Below are 17,321 nucleotides of genomic sequence, written 5' to 3' on the forward strand. Positions count from 1 at the left end.
GGGAGCATGACGCTGGAAGATACCGGCATTCCACGTGGGCCTATCGATCCGGCGACACTGAAGCCGGAGCAGATCAGGCATATTCGCCGCAAGGTCCGGGGCATTCTTTTCGGCATGATTCTCAAGACCGCACCGCTGCTCAGCCTTCTCCTCGCCAGCTTGCGTATCGGACTTCTCGCCGCAATCCCGATCTATCTCGGCATTCGTCTCGTCTGTCTCTATGGCCAGGTGAAACGGGAGGACGTTACGATGTCGCGCAAGCGCGTGGCGGTCGAACTCGTGGCATTCCTGTTAGGTGGTATCTCTCTCGCAACATGGGATCCAATTTGGTTCAAACTCGAAATCACATTGATTGCTGTCCTGGCTGGTGCAGCTTGGATCGCATCCGGACTATCGCCCCTGGCTGATACCGAACCGTTTCCACCAGCAAGCATAATTGGAGAGAAACCGGCGCGCGCGATGAGATACTTTTTCATCGCCAGCCTTGCTGGAGCTCCGGTTCTGAACCTCTGGCTGGCCCTCCAATCTTCCGACACCACGTGGCTTCTGTTCCGCACTGTGATCTTCTTTCTCTGGATTGCCACCTTCGCGATGCTGGGCACTTGGCTCGCGGCTAGGAGGGCCGAACAAACAGCAAGCTAGCGCCAAAACCCTGCGGCGCTGCGCCTCAGTGGGACAAGCAGGCGGACCGCGCCACATTAAGAGCCATGGCCAGAACCGACTGGACGCCGCAGCCCGCCCCCGATCTGCCGGATGGCCTCTTGCTGTTCGACGGTTATTGCCATGTCTGCTCTGGGGCCGTGCATTTCCTGCTGGCCCGCGACCGCACCGGTATCTTCGCCTATGTGCCCTGCCAGTCGCCCTGGGGCAATGAGCTCATGGCGCGTTTCGGCATCGATCGCGATTTCGCCGAGAGCTTCGCCTTTGTCGACAAGGGCATGATGCTGTTCAAATCGGATGCGGCGATCACCGCCTTGCGTCGGCTGCCCTATTGGCGCTGGGCCGGCATTGCCTGGCTGCTGCCGCGTTTCATCCGTGATCCCCTCTACGATCTCCTGGCGCGCAACCGCCACAACTGGTTTGGCAAGCGCGACCAGTGCCTGGCGCTACCACAAGGAGTCAAAGCGCGGTTCTTCACCGAGGCGCCTTGATCAGTCGAACACAGCCACGACCCTTCTGCGCGTGAGCAGGGTCCCAGGCGTAGTCCCCATCTCTCTTGCGATGATCTCCGTTGAACAGCGGGCCCGTCTCCACCAGCAGATCGCGCAAATCGTCTGCCGAGGTGAGCGCTCCGGGCTGCGCGCGATGACATGGGCGATTCGCGGCCTTCGCCGTAAAGTGCCGGTGGCGTCATCTGCTGGGCCATGCTGTCATCATGTTTGAGACACTGCTCCAGGTTCAGCCTTTCGAGGGACTGGTCATGATCCTTGTGCTGTAGTTGAATGCCTCATGTCCGAATTCAGCGAGAAATCTGCAAACACGCGCGACGCCACCCTTGCGCATCACAAATCGGGCGATCTCGCCGCGGCAATCTCCGGCTACAACCTCCTCTTGAAGGACAATCCGGACGATGCCGACAGTCTCGGTCTTCTCGCTTTGGCGTTGCACCAGGCGGGCCAGCCCGAGGCCGCCCGCAACACATGGCTGACCAGTCTCGCCTGTCCTGCCGATATCTCAATTCGCCTGCGCAACTTCAACAATCTTGTCGCAGCGATCATAGCGGCGGGCAGCCCGCCGGACGCCGTTGCCTGGCAGGCGATCGATATGCCTATTTGGCCCGCGGCACGCACGCCGGCCAGGGCGGAGCTGGAGATGATCATTTCGGCGGCGCGTGGCCTCATCAAGCTTGGTCGGCGCGAGGATGCCTTGCGGCTCATCGAAAGCGCCGGCAAATTCGCCGGTGGCGACCTCGATCTGGCACGAAACTTCGCCGAGCTGTGGATCGCGGCCGGCACGCCCGACCGGGCGCATCGATTTCTTTCCGACAGTGTCGCCGCTGAGCCCGGCCGCAGCGGAGAGCTGCTGCTGGCCAAAGCCGCTGCGGCCCACGCGGCCGGTTTGCCGGCAGAAGCGGCAAGGCTGACCAGAGCCGCCGCTGCGGCGCTTCCGGTCCATATGACGCCGGCTCAGCCGAGCCAGAAGTTCTTGATCGGCGCCATCAATCCGGCACCGGTGGTCGTGACAGCGATCATGTCCCCGCAGCTTTTCCACTTTTCCGGCAACTCGCCGGCGAGCCTGGCGTGGAAATCGAGTGCCGTCTATCGGTTCTGGTCGGTGTTTCCGGAAGCGCCTGACGCCGCCGCCGCGGTGGCCAGGCTGCCACGGCCGGATCTCATACTGAACAACTGGGTCAATGCCGAGCGGCTATCGACGCCACAGACCCTGGATCTCGTTGCGGACTTCGCCGATCGGCTGGGCTTGCCGGTGCTCAATCATCCGCGCAAGGCGGCATTGACGACACGCCAGCGCAATGCCGAGCGCCTGTCGGGTATCCCGGGTCTCCTTGTTCCACGCGTCGCGCGCTTCCGCAATGAACCTGAAAGACGCCAGCATCTTGTGCGTTCCATTGCAGAGACAATCGGATTTCCCGCCATCATCAGGGATCCATTCATGCAAATGGGCAAGGAGGCCGCGAAGATCGATTCGGCACAGGAACTCGCCACTCATCTCGCCGATAGCGCCGCGAAAGAACTCTATGCCATCCAGTTCATCAGCAATCCGCTTGCAGGCAGGCTCTTCCGCAAGATTCGCGCCGCCGTCTTCGGTGATGAAGTCATCATTTCGCATGTCCATTTCGGCGGGCGCTGGAATGTGCACAGGGAGCGCGATGCGGCTCGCATGGCCGAGCTCGCCGTCCCCGCCGCGGAGGAGGCATTGGCGCAATCGATCCTGTTCAAGCCCGACGAGACTCTCGGCAGGACGGCCATCGCTGCTCTGCAGTCCATCAGGCAGCGTATTCCGCTCGACTTCTATGGAATCGACTTCGATGTCCTGAGCGACGGCAGGCTGGTGTTCTTCGAGGCCAATGCCGCCATGAATATCCACATAGCGGGCCGCAGGAGCAAAAGCCTGGAAGAGATCCGCGCGCGGATGCGCGAGGCATTCCACCGTCTCCTTAAACAGAACACGAGCCGCCCGGCGGGGGAAACGTGATGGAACAAAAAGGCCCCTTACGGGGCCTTTATCGCAAGACTACGCTGTCTCAGAAGTGAAAGTCGATGCCGACCCGGGCGACAAAGATATCATCCAGCTCCACGAAGTCCGTCTCCTCGGAATCATGTGTCAGGCCGCTCGCATCTTCCTTGTCGTCGAAAATGTAGTAGAGCGCTTCCGCTCTGATGCTCCAGTGCTCATCAAACGCATATGCGACACCGCCGCCGACAACGCCGCCAAAATCATCGAGGTCGATATCACCGAACTCGGAAGGATCGGTGTCGTCGACGTGATCGTTCACGTAATAATTCGTGTCCGTCCAGGCGGCACCGGCCGTCAGATAGACAAGAACATTGTCGAAAGCCAAGCCTGCCCTGGCGCGGACGCTCGCGAGATAATCAGTGTCGAATGAAACGAGCTCCGGAGTACCGTTGATCAGCTCATCTTCCCAGCTGACGAAGGACACATCGGCCTCAATGCCAACGACGATATCGCCCATCTGGTAGTTGTAGCCAAGCTGGGCGCCGCCGAGGATGTCATCATCATCCAAATCGAATGTGCCGCCCTCATCGTCAATGAAGTCCTCGCCGTCTTCGCCGGTATATTTGCCATTGAGATTGATCCAGCCATAGCCGACATGGCCGCCGATATAAAAGCCAGTCCAGTCATGCACATAAGGCTGCTCGGTGACGTCGGCCGCCGTGGCTGCCCCGGTCAGCGCCGTCGTTGCAGCAAAAGCCAGCGTTATCAAGGATATACGACTAAATTTCATGACGTCCCCGCCCGATTGACCGTGAATCTCGACCCCGAGTAAAATCTCTCACGAATCGCCGGTATAGGCTATGACATTTTTGCAACACACGCTCGAATTCAGCTTCCTTGGGTACTTATTTGCTTAGAGGCAGGATGGGATCAAACCTGCATTCCTGAACAGTCGGTAATATCGGCCGGCCTTCAGGAAACTGGATATAAGATATTGAAGAATAGCCTTATTTCTTCCTGCCCCAGGCCTGGAAGATACGCGGCATGGAGACGATCGTGTCGGGGCGCTGTGAAAAGTCCGCAAGATCGCGGCTGAGCGCTGCGATGTCGTGCGGACTGGCCAGTCCTTCGGCGAGGAGGCCTTCGGTGATGGCCTCGGTGGTCAGCTTGGCGACGAGCTTCGCCCCACCCTGGCGCGAGAAGGGCTGGACAATAGTCGTTTCCACCTTGTCGAAGCCGGCCTTCTCCAGAAGCAGGCCGAGGCGTCTGCCAATGAGCGGGTCGCCACCGCGCCGCCGCGACAGCGCAATGTAGAAATCGGCATAGGCGGTGACGGCCGGACATTCGGGAAAGGAAAAATGTCCGGCGATATCGATGTCCTCCACCAGGATCATGCCGCCCGGTTTGAGCGCCGCCATCGCCTGATCGAGCAGCGCTGCGGGGGCATGCAGATGGGTGAGGATGAAGCGGGCATAGACAAGGTCGGCATCCTTGACCGGCCAGGTCTTGGTGACATCGACCACGTCGAAACGGACATGGTCGAGATCCTGCGCTTTGGCATCGGCGCGCGCCCAGGCGATTTTCTCCTGATCGAGATCGATACCTGCCGCATGGCCATTCGGGCCGACGCGCCGTGCCAGGGAAAAGGTGACATCTCCGCCCCCGCAGCCGACATCGACCACCGTGCATCCGCTCAAGTCTCCGGCCCGGTCCAGATGCTGCTCTGTTGTCGGCGACAGCACGCCCGACAGGACCTTGAGACGGGCACGCCCCACCTCACCGCCCTTGATCGGATAGGATTTCAAGGCTTCGCTCGTCATGCCGCTTCTCCCTTGCGACACAGCGCGCATTCCGGCGAAATGGGATCACTTCGCCGAAAAGGCGGGATTTGCTCCAAATACGCTACACCTGCTTCTGGTAATCCTTCACATCGGCGAAGGCAATCTTGGGCCAGCGCTCCTGCTCATACTGCAACAGGAACTGGCTGCCGGCCAGGAACACCGGCGCCTGGTCGAGATCATGCGCCATGCCCGAGCGGTTGGCTTCGATGAAGCGCTCGAGCTCGGCCGCATCATCGCTCGAGATCCACCGGCAGACCGAGAAGCGCGGCGTCTCATAGGCGATCGGCAGGCCATATTCGCTCTGCAGCCGCTCGGCCAGCACGTCGAGCTGCAAGGCGCCGACGACGCCCACCATCGCATTCGATCCGTCATAGGGCAGGAAGAGCTGCACCACGCCTTCTTCTGCCATCTGCTGCAGGGCTTCGCGCAGCTTCTTCGCCTTCATCGCATCCTGCAATTTGATGCGGCGCAGGATTTCCGGCGCGAAGCTCGGCACGCCGCGGAACACCAGGTCCTCGCCCTCGGTGAGCGTGTCGCCGATGCGCAAGGTGCCGTGATTGGGAATGCCCACCACATCGCCGGCATAGGCTTCATCCGCCACCGAGCGGTCCTGGGCGAAGAAGAATTGCGGAGCGGAGAGCGATATCGGCTTGCCGGTGCGCACCAGCTTCGCCTTCATGCCGCGCTGCAATTTGCCGGAACAGACGCGCAGGAAGGCGATGCGGTCGCGGTGGTTGGGATCCATATTGGCCTGGATCTTGAATACGAAGCCCGACATTTTGGGCTCGCTCGCTTCCACCATGCGGCTTTGCGCCTGCTGGTTGCGCGGCGACGGCGCATAGCGTCCAAGCCCGTTGATGAGATCGCGCACGCCGTAATTGCGCAGCGCCGAGCCCCAGAAGACAGGGGTGAGATGGCCCTCGCGGAACGAAGTCAGGTCGAACGGCTTGGACGCATCGCGCGCCAGCAGCACTTCATCCTGGAAGTGTTTCGCCTCATCCGTCGGCAGAAGCGCAGCGATCTTCGCGTCATCGGGTCCGCTGAGCGGCGTCGCGGTCTCCTCCGAATCGAGGCCGCGCATCGCGTTGCCGAGAAGATCATAGGTGCCGGCGAAGCTGCGCCCGCGCCCGACCGGCCAGGTCATCGGCGTGACATCGAGCGCCAGCGTCTTCTCGATCTCGTCCAGAAGCTCGAAGGGATCGCGCGATTCGCGGTCCATCTTGTTGATGAAGGTGACGATCGGGATGTCGCGCAGACGGCAGACCTCGAACAGCTTGCGGGTGCGCGCCTCGATGCCCTTGGCGGCATCGATCACCATGATGGCCGAATCGACCGCGGTGAGGGTGCGGTAGGTGTCCTCGGAGAAGTCGGCATGGCCCGGCGTGTCGAGCAGATTGAAGACATGCCCGCCATATTCGAAGGTCATCACCGAGGTGACGACCGAAATGCCGCGCTGGCGCTCGATCGCCATCCAGTCGGACCGGGTCGAGATGCGGTTCTTCTTGGCCTTGACCTCGCCCGCGAGCTGGATCGCCCCGCCGAACAGCAGGAACTTCTCGGTCAAGGTCGTCTTGCCGGCGTCCGGATGAGAGATGACCGCGAAAGTGCGCCGCCGCGCCACTTCGGCAGCGGCCGATGTTTGCATGATGTTCATGATTTTGGGCTCTGGTCGGGGGGTCTAGCACCTCAGACCTGCCATGCCAACCCTGCGCCCTAGGGATCATTGCGGTGCAGCATCGTACGGGTTAAAAGGCGGAGCTAGCTGAGACCAAATACGACCAATGGCTGAAACACATACCGACCAGCGGCCTTTGTCGCCGCACCTGCAGATCTACCGGCCGATGCTGACCATGATGATGTCGATCGTGCATCGCATCACCGGCATGGCTCTTTATTTCGGCATCATCCTCCTCGTCTGGTGGCTGATGGCGGCCGCCATTTCGGCGGAATATTTCGCCCTGACCCAGAGCGTTTTCGGTCACTGGCTGGGCAAGATCGTGCTCTTCGGCTTCACCTGGGCGCTCTTGCATCACATGCTGGGCGGCCTGCGCCACCTGCTATGGGACACCGGCCACGGCTTCAAGCTTAACCTCGTCGAATGGCTGGCGCGCCTCAACCTCGCATTGTCGATCATCCTGACGCTGGCCCTGTGGATCGGCGTCTATTGGGTGAGGGGCACGTTATGAAGACCCCTCTCGGCACAGTTTTCGGCCTGGGCTCCGCCAGGACGGGCACCGAACATTGGTGGCTGCAGCGCGTCACGGCCATCGCCAATATCCCGCTCGTTCTTTTTCTCATCGCCTTCATCCTCTGGCACCTCGGCGCCGACCGCGCCACCTTGATGGCAAGCGTCAAGCACCCGCTGATCGCCATCGCGCTCGCTCTGTCGTTCCTGTCGATCCTCTGGCACATGCGGCTCGGCATGCAGGTGGTCATCGAGGACTATGTGCATGGCCGCTGGCGTATCGTCTGCCTGCTCGTCAATGCCTTCTTCACCATCGCTCTGGGCGTCGCCGCCCTCTATGCGATCCTCTCTCTAAGCTTCGGAGCCTGATGCGATGGCCGTCGCGCCCAAGAATAATGGAGCCACCGCGCCCAAGAGCTTCACCATCGGCGACCGCGCCTATCCCATCATCGATCACAGTTTCGATGTCGTCGTCGTCGGCGCCGGCGGCTCGGGCCTGCGGGCGGCGCTCGGCGCCTCGCAATCGGGCCTCAAGACCGCCTGCATCACCAAGGTGTTTCCCACCCGCTCGCATACGGTGGCCGCTCAGGGCGGCATCGCCGCCTCGCTCGGCAATATGGGGCACGATGACTGGCGCTGGCACATGTATGACACGGTCAAGGGGTCCGACTGGCTGGGCGACCAGGACGCCATCGAATATCTCTGCCGCAACGCGCCGGTCGCCGTCTATGAGCTCGAGCATTTCGGCATGCCCTTCTCGCGCACCGAGGACGGCAAGATCTATCAGCGCCCCTTTGGCGGCATGATGATGAATTTCGGCGAGGGCCCGCCGGTGCAGCGCACCTGCGCCGTCGCCGACCGCACCGGCCATGCCATGCTGCACACGCTCTATGGCCAGTCGCTGCGCTATTCGACCGAGTTCTTCGTCGAATATTTCGCCCTCGACCTCATCATGCAGGATGGCCAGTGCCGCGGCGTGATGGCGTTCTCCCTCGAAGACGGCTCGCTGCATCGCTTCCGCGCCCACCGCACGATTCTGGCGACCGGCGGCTATGGCCGCACCTATTTCTCGGCAACCTCCGCCCACACCTGCACCGGTGACGGCAATGCCATGGTGCTGCGCGCCGGGCTTCCCTTGCAGGATATGGAGTTCGTGCAATTCCATCCGACCGGCGTCTATGGCGCCGGTGTCCTCATCACCGAGGGCGCGCGCGGCGAGGGCGGCTATCTCACCAATTCCGAAGGCGAGCGTTTCATGGAGCGCTATGCGCCCTCCGCCAAGGATCTCGCCTCGCGCGATGTCGTCTCGCGCTCGATGACCATCGAGATCCGCGAGGGCCGCGGCGTCGGACCCGAGAAGGATCACATCCATCTCCATCTCGAGCATCTCGATCCCAAGATCCTGGAAGAACGCCTGCCCGGCATCTCGGAATCGGCGAAGATCTTCTCCAATGTCGATGTGACGCGCGATCCGATCCCGATCGTGCCGACGGCGCATTACAATATGGGCGGCGTGCCCACCAATTATCATGGCCAGGCGCTGGCCGGCGACGGCAAGGATCCCGAGAAGGTGGTGCCCGGCCTTTATGCAGTCGGCGAGGCGGCCTGCGTTTCCGTCCACGGCGCCAATCGCCTGGGGTCAAACTCGCTCATCGATCTCGTCGTCTTCGGCCGCGCTGCGGCGCTCAAATGCGCCGAGGAGATCGAGCCCGGCATGCCGCATGCCGAATTGCCCAAGGGCGCCGGCGAAGCCTCGGTCGCGCGGCTCGATCGCTACCGCTTCGCCAAGGGCGCAACGCCGACGGCACAGTTGCGGGGCCGCATGCAGCGCGCCATGCAGAACAATTGTGCGGTTTTCCGCACCGGCGAGGTGCTGAAGGAAGGTGTCAGGCTCATCGGCGAGGTGTGGCAGGCGAGCGACGACATCAAGGTCTCCGACCGCTCGCTGATCTGGAACTCCGACCTCGTCGAGACGCTCGAATATGACAATCTCATCACGCAGGCGGCGGTGACGATCGAAGGCGCGCTCGCCCGCAAGGAAAGCCGCGGCGCCCATGCGCGCGAAGATTTCCCCAATCGCGACGACAAGGCCTGGATGAAGCACACGCTGTCCTGGGCCGACGATGAAAAGCGCAAGGTGAAGCTCGCCTATCGCCCGGTGCATGACTACACGCTCTCCAACGACATCGCCTATATCAAGCCGAAGGCGCGGGTTTATTAGGAACAGAAGATAGATGGTTGCCTTCACTCTTCCCCAGAATTCCAAGATCGACGCCGGCAAGACCTGGCCGGCCCCGCATAAGGGCGACCTCAAGGAATTCCGCATCTATCGCTGGTCGCCGGACGATCACCGCAATCCGCGCATCGACACCTACCAGGTCGATCTCAAATCCTGCGGACCGATGGTCCTGGATGCGCTCATCAAGATCAAGAACGAGCAGGATGCGACGCTCACTTTCCGCCGCTCCTGCCGCGAAGGCATTTGCGGCTCCTGCGCCATGAATATCGACGGCACCAACACGCTGGCCTGTCTCAAGGCGATCGAGGATGTAAGGGGTCCGGTCAAGATCTATCCGCTGCCGCATATGCCGGTGGTGAAAGACCTGGTGCCGGACATGACCCACTTCTATGCCCAGCACCGCTCGATCGAGCCCTGGCTCAAGACCACGACGCCGACGCCGCAGGCCGAATGGAAGCAGTCGCGCCCCGACCGCGCCAAGCTCGACGGGCTCTATGAATGCATCCTCTGCGCCTGCTGCTCGACCTCATGTCCGAGCTACTGGTGGAACGGCGATCGTTATCTGGGACCCGCCATCCTGCTCCAGGCCTATCGCTGGCTGATCGACAGCCGCGACGAAGCAACAGGCGAGCGCCTCGACAATCTCGAAGACCCGTTCCGGCTCTATCGCTGCCACACGATCATGAACTGCGCCAAGGCGTGCCCGAAGCATCTGAATCCGGCAAAGGCGATCGCCGAGATCAAGAAGATGATGGTCGAGAGAAGGCTGTAGCGCCCCCTCCAATAAACGTCATCCCGGCGAAAGCCGGGACCCCTTGAATAAGCGCAATCTGGGCGGCGCTGCCCGCAGGGAAAGAATCTAATGGATCCCGGCTTTCGCCGGGATGACGGATCGGGGTAAGGCCTTCACACCTGCCCCTTATACTTGCTCACCTTCAGCGCCAGCGCCGAAAGCCCCACCGTCAGCACCAGCAATATGGTCGCGATCGCGTTGATCGAGGGATCGAGCGTGGTGCGCATCTTGCCCCAGACGAAGGTCGAGATCGTGTTGCCGCCGCCAATGGTGAAGGAAGCGATGATGAAATCATCGAGCGAGATGGCGGCGCTGACCAGGGCCGCGCCGACGAGAGCGCTGGCGATCTGCGGCAAGGTGACGAGCCGGAAGGCCGCGAGCCGCGTGGCGCCGAGATCGCGCGCCGCATCGACGGTCGCCTGATCGAAGCGCGCAAGCCGCGCCATGACGATCAGGATGACGAAGGGCTGGGCGACGAGGATATGACCCAGCACCACGACCGGCAGGCCCAGGCCGAGGCCGAGGCCCCGCACGAACAGCACGACGATGGCGATGGCGACGACGAGCGGCGGCAGCAGCACCGGCAGGGCCAGGGCCGCGAGCACGGCGCGCGTGGCGCCGGGCGTCACCTTCATGAGCCCGATCGCCGCCAGCATGCCGGTCAGAGTGGCGAGGATGGCGGTGGAGAATGCCGCGCTGAGGCTGGTCCAGAAGGCGGAATGGAAGCCCGTGTCGGCCACGAGCTTGCCGTACCAGTCGAGCGTGAAGCCCCCCATCGGGAAGCCGATCAGCGCATTGGCGCCGAAGGAGAACACGACGACGAGCGCGATCGGCCCCAGCATGAAGAGCAGAAAGAGCCCCAGGATGACGCGCCAGATCATGACACGGCTCCCGCCGGACGTCGCATCATGCGGCCGCCAAGGGCCGCCAGGGCTGCGATCAGGACAAGGCAGGCGAAGAGAAGCCCGAAGGACAATGCCGATCCGGCCGGCCAGTTGAAGTTCGTGGAAAATTCCAGAAGCACGAACTGGCCCAGCATGCTGCCCGACGTGCCGCCGAGCAGCATCGGCGTCACATAATCGCCGGCCGCCAGCAGGAAGCAGAAGGCGAAGGCCGAGAACAGGCCGGGGAGCGTCTGCGGGATGACAATGCGGGTGATAACTTGCGCGCCCGAGGCGCCGAGGTCCCGCGCCGCCTCGATCGTCGCCTCCGAGACATTCCGCAAGGAGGCATAGATGGGCAGGATGGCGAAGGGCAGGAGGAAATGGACGAGCGCCACGACCACAGCACCCCGGCTATAGATCAGGAAAGCGAGCGGCTCGTCGGTGAGGCCGAGCCACATCAGCGCCTGGTTCAGAAGCCCATCGGCGCCGAGGATCGATTTCCAGGCATAGATCTTGACCAGATAGCCGCCGAACAAGGTGATGAGCGTGGCGACCAGCAGCAGATCGCCGAAGCGCCCGGCCTTGAAGCGCGCCGCATAGGCGAAGACGAAGCCGAGCGCGGTGCACAGAAGCCCGACCAGGAGCCCGACGAGAAGCGTATAAAGGGTGAGATCGCCATATACGGTGAGAAAGCGCTGCCAGGCGGCAAACGAGAAATCGGGCTGCAATCTGAAATTCTTCACCGACCAGAAGCTCACCGCGAAGAGCAGCAGGATCGGGATGGCGAAGACGAAAGCGAGGACCGCGAGCGCCGGGACCATGAACAGGTTGAAATGGCGTGTCATGGCGCGTCGATCACTTGCTGGTCCTTAGCGTCCCAGCCGACATTGACGTTCGCACCCGGGCGAAAGTGCTCACCGGCATTGGCGTCGCTCGACCGCAGGATCAGCATCTCGCCCGATGGCAATTTCAGCGACACTTTGAGCGATGACCCGAAGAACACCGCATCGGTGACGACCGCTGGAATACCGCCAAACCGGACCTCTACGCGTTCCGGCCGCACCACCACACGCACCGGTCCGTCGGCGCCCTTGCTGTCGAATTCCAGTCCCGCTTTCAGCCTGACGCGCCCCTTGCGCCGCTCGCCGGCGAGGATCGTCGTCTCGCCGACGAAATCGGCGACGAACAGGGTCGCAGGATGCAGGTAGATGCGATCCGGGCTGCCGATCTGCTCGACCTTGCCCTCATTCATCACCGCGACCAGATTGGCGAGCGCGAAGGCCTCGCTCTGGTCGTGGGTGACGAAGATGAAGGTGCCACCGATCTCCTGGTGGATGCGGCGCAGCTCTTCCTGCATCTGGTGGCGCAGCTTGAGATCGAGCGCCGCCAGCGGCTCATCGAGGAGGAGCACCTTGGGCCGCATGATGAGGGCGCGGGCGAGCGCCACGCGCTGCTGCTGGCCACCCGACAGCCGGTCGATGCTGCGCTCGCCGAAGGTCTCGAGCCGCACCAGGCGCAGCGCTTCCTGAGTGCGTTCGGCGATTTCCGCGCGCGGCCGCTTCTGCAGAGCAAGGCCGAAAGCGACATTCTCGGCAACCGTCAGATGCGGGAACAGGCCATAGCTCTGGAACACCATATTGGTCGGGCGCTTCTCCGGTCCGAGCCGCGTGACATCCTGGCCCGCGATGGCGATCTTACCCGCCGAAGGCTCGATGAAGCCCGCGATCATGCGCAGGAGCGTTGACTTGCCGCAGCCCGAAGGCCCCAGAATGGCGCAGAAATCGCCCGCCGCCACATCGAGATCGAGCGGAGCGACCGCCGTGACCGGACCGAAGGATTTGGAGACGCCGGAGAGCTTGAGGAGAGGGGCTGTAGCGGACGTCATGACTTGCGCCACGCTAACCCCCCCCCCTTGCGGGGAGGGTCGACGCGGAGCGTCGGGGTGGGGGTCGGGTGGTGTTAATCATGAGCATCTGCATTGTTGAAACATCCACCCCCATCCGGCGCTTCGCGCCACCTTCCCCGCGACGGGGAAGGATGAACGCGATTGGGGGAGATATTCAACTACGCCTTCAGGAAGCGCTGATATTCTTCCATGACCTGCGCATGGGTGACGAAATCGCCTTCCGCCTCGATCGGCCAGAACGGATAGAAGCGCGCTTTCTCGAAGAGCTTCGGCAGGTTGTCATACTGATAGATCTTCTTGTTCTTCTCATCGACCAGGGGCAGCGCCGCCTTGGTGATGACGGCTTGAGTCAGCGCATCGGCGATCTGCTTCTGGCCCTCGGCCGAGATCGACTGGCCGAGCAGCTTGTAGGCGAGGTCGCGGTTGGGGGCGCCCTTGGGGATGGCGAGCGTGTCCATGAACACCATGGCGCCCTCTTCCGGCACGACGAAATCGAGGGCCTTGTTCTTGGCGGCGGCGAAACCGACCATGGCATCCCAGCCGATGGCCGAGGTCACCACTTCGCCGCGCGCGAAGAGATCGACCGCTTCGCCATAGGATGCCGAGAAGGTACGCGCATGCTCCTTCTTGATCTTGATCAGGAAGTCGATGGTCTTCTTGAGCTCGTCCATGGTGAGGCGGGTCGCCACCTTGGCGCCGGTCACGATCGGCGACCAGGTGGCGATGAGGCCGGTCATGTCGTCGACCATCGCGACTTTGCCCTTGACGTCGTCCTTCAACGCATCCTTCCACGAGGTGGGCTTGGACGTTGCGGCCGGATCATAGACCATCGACAGGGAGCCCCAGGTGAACGGCACCGCATAGAGCTTGCCGTCTTTCCGGATCGTATCGACATTGAGGAATTCCGGGAAGATGTCGGCGATGCCCGAAACCTTGCTCTCATCGATCGGCTCGATCAGGTCGGCGGCGATGAGGATCGGGATATGGCCGTAATAGATGGTGATGAAATCGATCTGGCCGGCGCCGCCCGCCTGCAGCCTGGTGATGATCTCTTCATTGGTGTTGATATAGGTCGTCGCCAGCGCGATGCCGTTGTCCTTGAGGAACGAGCCGAGCTTCAGGGGCTCGTCATAGCCCTGCCAGCCGAGCCAGTTCACGGTTGTGTCGGCGTGAGCGGGAAGCCCGCCCAGAGCGAGCGCGCCGGAGGCAGCCGCCATTGCCGTCATGAACTGACGGCGGTCCATGTTCAGAAGGCGGGTGAGATCGTCCTTATGGATACCCATCGCATTTCTCCCTGAGCTTCTTGCTTCTCAATAATCCGGCGCGACGCCGAAAATCACTTTCGCAGGCCCATCCGACGTGTTGAAGAACGCATGCCTGACGCCGCCCGGAATGAAGGCGGCATCGCCGGCATTGAGTTCCCACCAGTTCGGCGTCTCGCCGGGCAGATAGATGTTGCTGCGCCCTTCGAGATTGTAGATCACCTTGTCGCCCTTGTGGCTGATGAATTCACACTCCTGTCCGGCGTAAAGGTCAATAATACCGACGGTCAGTTTTTCGTTCGCGCAGACGAGCCCGACCCGCATCGGCCGCTCCTCGCCCACGATCTCGTACATATATTCGCCCGGACGAACGAGCGTTGCGCGCTGCGCCATGTTGGGCTTCACCGGCGGAAAGGCGCCCAAAGCCTCGCGCTGGTTGAGCCTGATCGTCTCGAGCCACGGCTGCTTCGCCGCATAGGCCTCGACCGCGTCCAGCGTGCGCGGCGTCAGGCATTCGAGGATATGCGAGGTCTCCGAGCCGAAATTATAGCCCCAGTGCCAGGTATCGGGCGGGAAATAGAGCGTGTCTCCCTTCCTCAGCACATGCACCTCGCCGGTTTCCGGGCAGTGGAAGGTGAACTCGCCTTTCAGGCAGTGATAGGTCTCGGCGCAATTGTAATAGGTCTTGAAGTCGGGCGAGTTGCCGAAGCGCGAGCCGACCGTCATCTCGAAGCTCATCATGTGGATCTTGGGGCTGGAGCCGTAGATCCAGTCCGACACATAGCGCGCCTTCTCATCGCCCCACAGGAAGCGCGGCACATCCTGCGCCTTGATCAGGGTCGCCCTGTCATAGGAGATGCCTTCAGGGCCTTGCGGCTTGAGCTTGGTCTTCTGGTTCATGGCGGGTCCATGCGAGAAGACGCGCCGCAACCTTGGCCTTCATGGCGGGATCGAAGCGCATCAGGTTGAAATTCTCCGAAAGCCACAAGCCGTCGACCGCGAGCCGGATGATCGTCGCCAGCACCGGATCGAGCCCGTCCTTCTCGACATCGGCCTGGGTGCGCGCCCCTTGCTCCTGCACCGGCCCGAGCTTCTCGGGGAAGGACAGGAGGGCCGTGGTGATGGACGAGCAGAGATTGTCGAAGCCCGCCCCGGTGAGCGGGGTCATGCCGAGGCTCGCTTTGACATAGGCGCGGGTGTAGCGGCCCTTTGCGTCGGGATCATCGGCGCCCGCCTCGCTGAGCGCGTCGTCGAACCAGGCGATCGAGCGCTCGATCATCGCCGCGGCGAGCTCTTCCTTGGAACGGAAATGATAGAGCAGCCCGCCTTTGGAGATACCCGACTGGGCGGCAACGGCATCGAGGGTGAGATTGCGGACACCATCGCGGGTGACGACCGCTTCGGCGGCGTCGAGAAGCTGGGAGCGCGTGTCGCGGGCAGCCTGGATTGACATAGAGTTACTGTACCGTCCGGACGGTTTGTGTCAACCCAACTCTTCATCCCGTCTTGCAGGCCGGCCGAATCGGCTGGATAAAGACGCAAGGTAAACGGGGGCTGCAATGCATATTCTCATCGCTTTGGCGGGCATAATCGGTGCTATCGGCGTCTGGTACTGGCGCTTCAAGGCGGCCAAGGAAACGGCCGATGAAGTCACCGACATGGCCGGCCGCGCCTGGGGCAAGTGGAAGCGCTATAAATTCCGCAAGAAGGCCGAAGCTTCGCCGGTCGAAGCGGTCGACGACCCGGTGGCGGCGGGCGTCATCATGATGATGGCGGTGGCGGCGGAGGAGCATCCGCTGACGGAGGCCGCCGAGACGGTGATCCGCGACCAGATCGTCAAGACCATGGGCATCGCCGACCCGACCGAGCTCATGGTGTTCGGCAAATGGGTCGCGGGCCATGTCGAGGACGCCAACAACGTGTCGCTGCGCTATGCGAAATTATGGGCGCGCGATCTTTCCATGAGCGAGAGACAGGACCTCGTTCAGATGGTGCGCCGCGCCGCGGCCGCCGATGGCGAGGTCACGGCCCGCCAGCAGCTCAAGATCGCCAAGCTCGCGGAGCGTCTGGGACTGAAATGACGCTGGCAACGCTTCGCACCAGCTTCAGCCGGCCGGAAAGCGAGGTCATATGCTGCTATCTTGCGAGCGCCGGCATTCCGGCTTTGCCCGGCGAGCGCCATCACGCCACCTGCAACAGCGATTACCTGGTCGCGCAGCAGGGAATCCACATCCAGGTTCCGGAGGCCTTTCTTGATGAGGCGCGCTCCTTGCTGAGCGCATCGACAGAAGCACCGCAATTGTCGGAGAGCCGCGCTTTTGCCAGGCACTATGTGGCCAATGCGCTTGCTCTTCTTGCCCTTCTCTTCACTTTGGCAGGCCTGGGCTTCGGCTATTTTCCCTATTGGCTGCGCTCGCAAAGGAATGCAGCCACGACCATCGAGCGCGGCGTCTCGGACTAGCCGACGACGCGCCAGCTGCCGTCGCGCATCTCGCAGGCCGTGCCTTCGATCAGCTCGGGCTCGCCATCGACCCAGATCGTATGCTCGAAATCGCGGCACATGCGGTCATCATCGTCGCGATAGGAACGGCGCGGGCGGAAGCGGCCGCGATGGCCGGTATCCGGATTGTCCCAGGAGGCTTCGCGGCCGGTCTCGAAGGAACGCTGCGCCGCGTAGTAAGCGCGCTCGCGGTCATTGTCGTCGAGATTGCGCCCGACCGCACCACCGACGACGGCGCCCAGCGCCGCGCCCAGAATGGTGGCCGCCGCGCGACCCTTGCCATGGCCGACCGTATTGCCGAGAAGGCCGCCCGCGACACCGCCGATGACGGCGCCACCGGTTTCCTTCGGTCCCGCATTCTGGGCACAGCCGGCAAGCAGCAGGCCCAGGACGGCAACGGCGACGACAGACTTGGATTGCATTGGACTTCCCCAGCATTCTAAACACTTCACGTGGAGCGCTTCCTTGTCGCGAAAGTCGAGCAACTTTCGCGGGAAGCGCTCTGACCTCATCCCCTGAGGCGCACGCATATCTGTTAGGGTCGTGCGGTGGCGGCAAAAGGGGCGAAATGTGGTA

Annotated in this window: 19 protein-coding genes; 9 read left to right on the forward strand and 10 right to left on the reverse strand. The window is 62.4% G+C overall.

What is annotated here, in order from left to right:
* Nucleotides 1–6 precede the first annotated feature (6 nt).
* The 3 genes from DT068_RS13220 (at nucleotide 7) to DT068_RS13230 (ending at nucleotide 3,153) form a co-directional block, all read left to right on the forward strand.
* Nucleotides 7–642 (forward strand): hypothetical protein, encoded by a 636-nt coding sequence (locus DT068_RS13220; RefSeq protein ID WP_119390325.1) that lies wholly within the window; start codon nucleotides 7–9, stop codon nucleotides 640–642.
* Between the two features lie 65 nt (nucleotides 643–707).
* Nucleotides 708–1,151 (forward strand): thiol-disulfide oxidoreductase DCC family protein, encoded by a 444-nt coding sequence (locus DT068_RS13225; protein ID WP_119390326.1) that lies wholly within the window; start codon nucleotides 708–710, stop codon nucleotides 1,149–1,151.
* Between the two features lie 298 nt (nucleotides 1,152–1,449).
* Nucleotides 1,450–3,153, forward strand: coding sequence for a hypothetical protein (locus DT068_RS13230; RefSeq protein ID WP_119390327.1), 1,704 nt, complete (start codon nucleotides 1,450–1,452; stop codon nucleotides 3,151–3,153).
* Nucleotides 3,154–3,202: 49 nt separating this feature from the next.
* Here the strand turns inward: DT068_RS13230 and DT068_RS13235 are convergent, their stop codons facing one another.
* The 3 genes from DT068_RS13235 to DT068_RS13245 all read right to left on the reverse strand — a co-directional run bounded on the left by DT068_RS13235 (nucleotide 3,203) and on the right by DT068_RS13245 (nucleotide 6,630).
* Nucleotides 3,203–3,925, reverse strand: a complete 723-nt coding sequence (locus DT068_RS13235) for an outer membrane protein (protein ID WP_119390328.1) — start codon at nucleotides 3,923–3,925, stop codon at nucleotides 3,203–3,205.
* Nucleotides 3,926–4,142: 217 nt separating this feature from the next.
* Nucleotides 4,143–4,955: a class I SAM-dependent methyltransferase gene (locus DT068_RS13240; protein ID WP_162914180.1), complete on the reverse strand. Its 813-nt coding sequence runs from the start codon at nucleotides 4,953–4,955 to the stop codon at nucleotides 4,143–4,145.
* Between the two features lie 82 nt (nucleotides 4,956–5,037).
* Entirely contained in the window at nucleotides 5,038–6,630 is a 1,593-nt protein-coding gene (locus DT068_RS13245) for a peptide chain release factor 3 (RefSeq protein WP_119390330.1), read from the reverse strand.
* Between the two features lie 127 nt (nucleotides 6,631–6,757).
* On the opposite strand from DT068_RS13245, the gene sdhC reads away from it, so the two are divergent.
* Genes sdhC through DT068_RS13265 form a run of 4 tightly spaced genes read left to right on the forward strand, consistent with a single transcriptional unit; the run spans nucleotide 6,758 to nucleotide 10,172 of the window.
* Entirely contained in the window at nucleotides 6,758–7,162 is a 405-nt protein-coding gene (gene sdhC / locus DT068_RS13250) for a succinate dehydrogenase, cytochrome b556 subunit (protein WP_119390331.1), read from the forward strand.
* Complete coding sequence (gene sdhD / locus DT068_RS13255) at nucleotides 7,159–7,530, forward strand: succinate dehydrogenase, hydrophobic membrane anchor protein (protein WP_119390332.1); 372 nt, start codon at nucleotides 7,159–7,161, stop codon at nucleotides 7,528–7,530. Before sdhC ends, sdhD begins: the two co-directional genes overlap by 4 nt.
* Nucleotides 7,531–7,534: 4 nt before the next feature.
* Nucleotides 7,535–9,382: a succinate dehydrogenase flavoprotein subunit gene (gene sdhA, locus DT068_RS13260; protein WP_119390333.1), complete on the forward strand. Its 1,848-nt coding sequence runs from the start codon at nucleotides 7,535–7,537 to the stop codon at nucleotides 9,380–9,382.
* 13 nt (nucleotides 9,383–9,395) lie between these two features.
* Complete coding sequence (locus DT068_RS13265; protein WP_119390334.1) at nucleotides 9,396–10,172, forward strand: succinate dehydrogenase iron-sulfur subunit; 777 nt, start codon at nucleotides 9,396–9,398, stop codon at nucleotides 10,170–10,172.
* A gap of 134 nt (nucleotides 10,173–10,306) precedes the next feature.
* On the opposite strand, the gene DT068_RS13270 is transcribed toward DT068_RS13265, so the two are convergent.
* The 6 genes from DT068_RS13270 to DT068_RS13295 form a co-directional block, all read right to left on the reverse strand.
* Nucleotides 10,307–11,074 (reverse strand): ABC transporter permease, encoded by a 768-nt coding sequence (locus DT068_RS13270; RefSeq protein WP_119390335.1) that lies wholly within the window; start codon nucleotides 11,072–11,074, stop codon nucleotides 10,307–10,309.
* Nucleotides 11,071–11,922, reverse strand: coding sequence for an ABC transporter permease (locus tag DT068_RS13275; RefSeq protein ID WP_119390336.1), 852 nt, complete (start codon nucleotides 11,920–11,922; stop codon nucleotides 11,071–11,073). The genes DT068_RS13270 and DT068_RS13275 overlap by 4 nt, the downstream gene beginning before the upstream one ends.
* A complete protein-coding gene (locus DT068_RS13280; protein WP_119390337.1) occupies nucleotides 11,919–12,962 on the reverse strand; it encodes an ABC transporter ATP-binding protein in 1,044 nt (347 codons plus the stop codon). Before DT068_RS13280 ends, DT068_RS13275 begins: the two co-directional genes overlap by 4 nt.
* A 179-nt stretch (nucleotides 12,963–13,141) precedes the next feature.
* Entirely contained in the window at nucleotides 13,142–14,266 is a 1,125-nt protein-coding gene (locus DT068_RS13285) for an ABC transporter substrate-binding protein (protein ID WP_119390338.1), read from the reverse strand.
* Between the two features lie 27 nt (nucleotides 14,267–14,293).
* Nucleotides 14,294–15,145, reverse strand: a complete 852-nt coding sequence (locus DT068_RS13290) for a cupin domain-containing protein (protein WP_119390339.1) — start codon at nucleotides 15,143–15,145, stop codon at nucleotides 14,294–14,296.
* Entirely contained in the window at nucleotides 15,108–15,698 is a 591-nt protein-coding gene (locus DT068_RS13295; protein WP_119390340.1) for a TetR/AcrR family transcriptional regulator, read from the reverse strand. The genes DT068_RS13290 and DT068_RS13295 overlap by 38 nt, the downstream gene beginning before the upstream one ends.
* Nucleotides 15,699–15,804: 106 nt before the next feature.
* On the opposite strand from DT068_RS13295, the gene DT068_RS13300 reads away from it, so the two are divergent.
* Together DT068_RS13300 and DT068_RS13305 are read left to right on the forward strand one after the other, a co-directional pair.
* Complete coding sequence (locus tag DT068_RS13300; RefSeq protein ID WP_119390341.1) at nucleotides 15,805–16,326, forward strand: hypothetical protein; 522 nt, start codon at nucleotides 15,805–15,807, stop codon at nucleotides 16,324–16,326.
* Nucleotides 16,323–16,706 carry a hypothetical protein gene (locus tag DT068_RS13305; protein WP_119390342.1) on the forward strand — a complete coding sequence of 128 codons (384 nt, stop codon included), beginning with the start codon at nucleotides 16,323–16,325 and terminating at the stop codon, nucleotides 16,704–16,706. The genes DT068_RS13300 and DT068_RS13305 overlap by 4 nt, the downstream gene beginning before the upstream one ends.
* Here DT068_RS13305 and DT068_RS13310 read toward each other — a convergent pair.
* Complete coding sequence (locus DT068_RS13310; RefSeq protein ID WP_162914181.1) at nucleotides 16,703–17,167, reverse strand: RT0821/Lpp0805 family surface protein; 465 nt, start codon at nucleotides 17,165–17,167, stop codon at nucleotides 16,703–16,705. The genes DT068_RS13305 and DT068_RS13310 overlap by 4 nt on opposite strands.
* Nucleotides 17,168–17,321: the final 154 nt, after the last annotated feature.

Source organism: Taklimakanibacter lacteus (assembly GCA_003576695.1).
Taxonomy (GTDB): Bacteria; Pseudomonadota; Alphaproteobacteria; order Rhizobiales; family Aestuariivirgaceae; genus Taklimakanibacter; species Taklimakanibacter lacteus.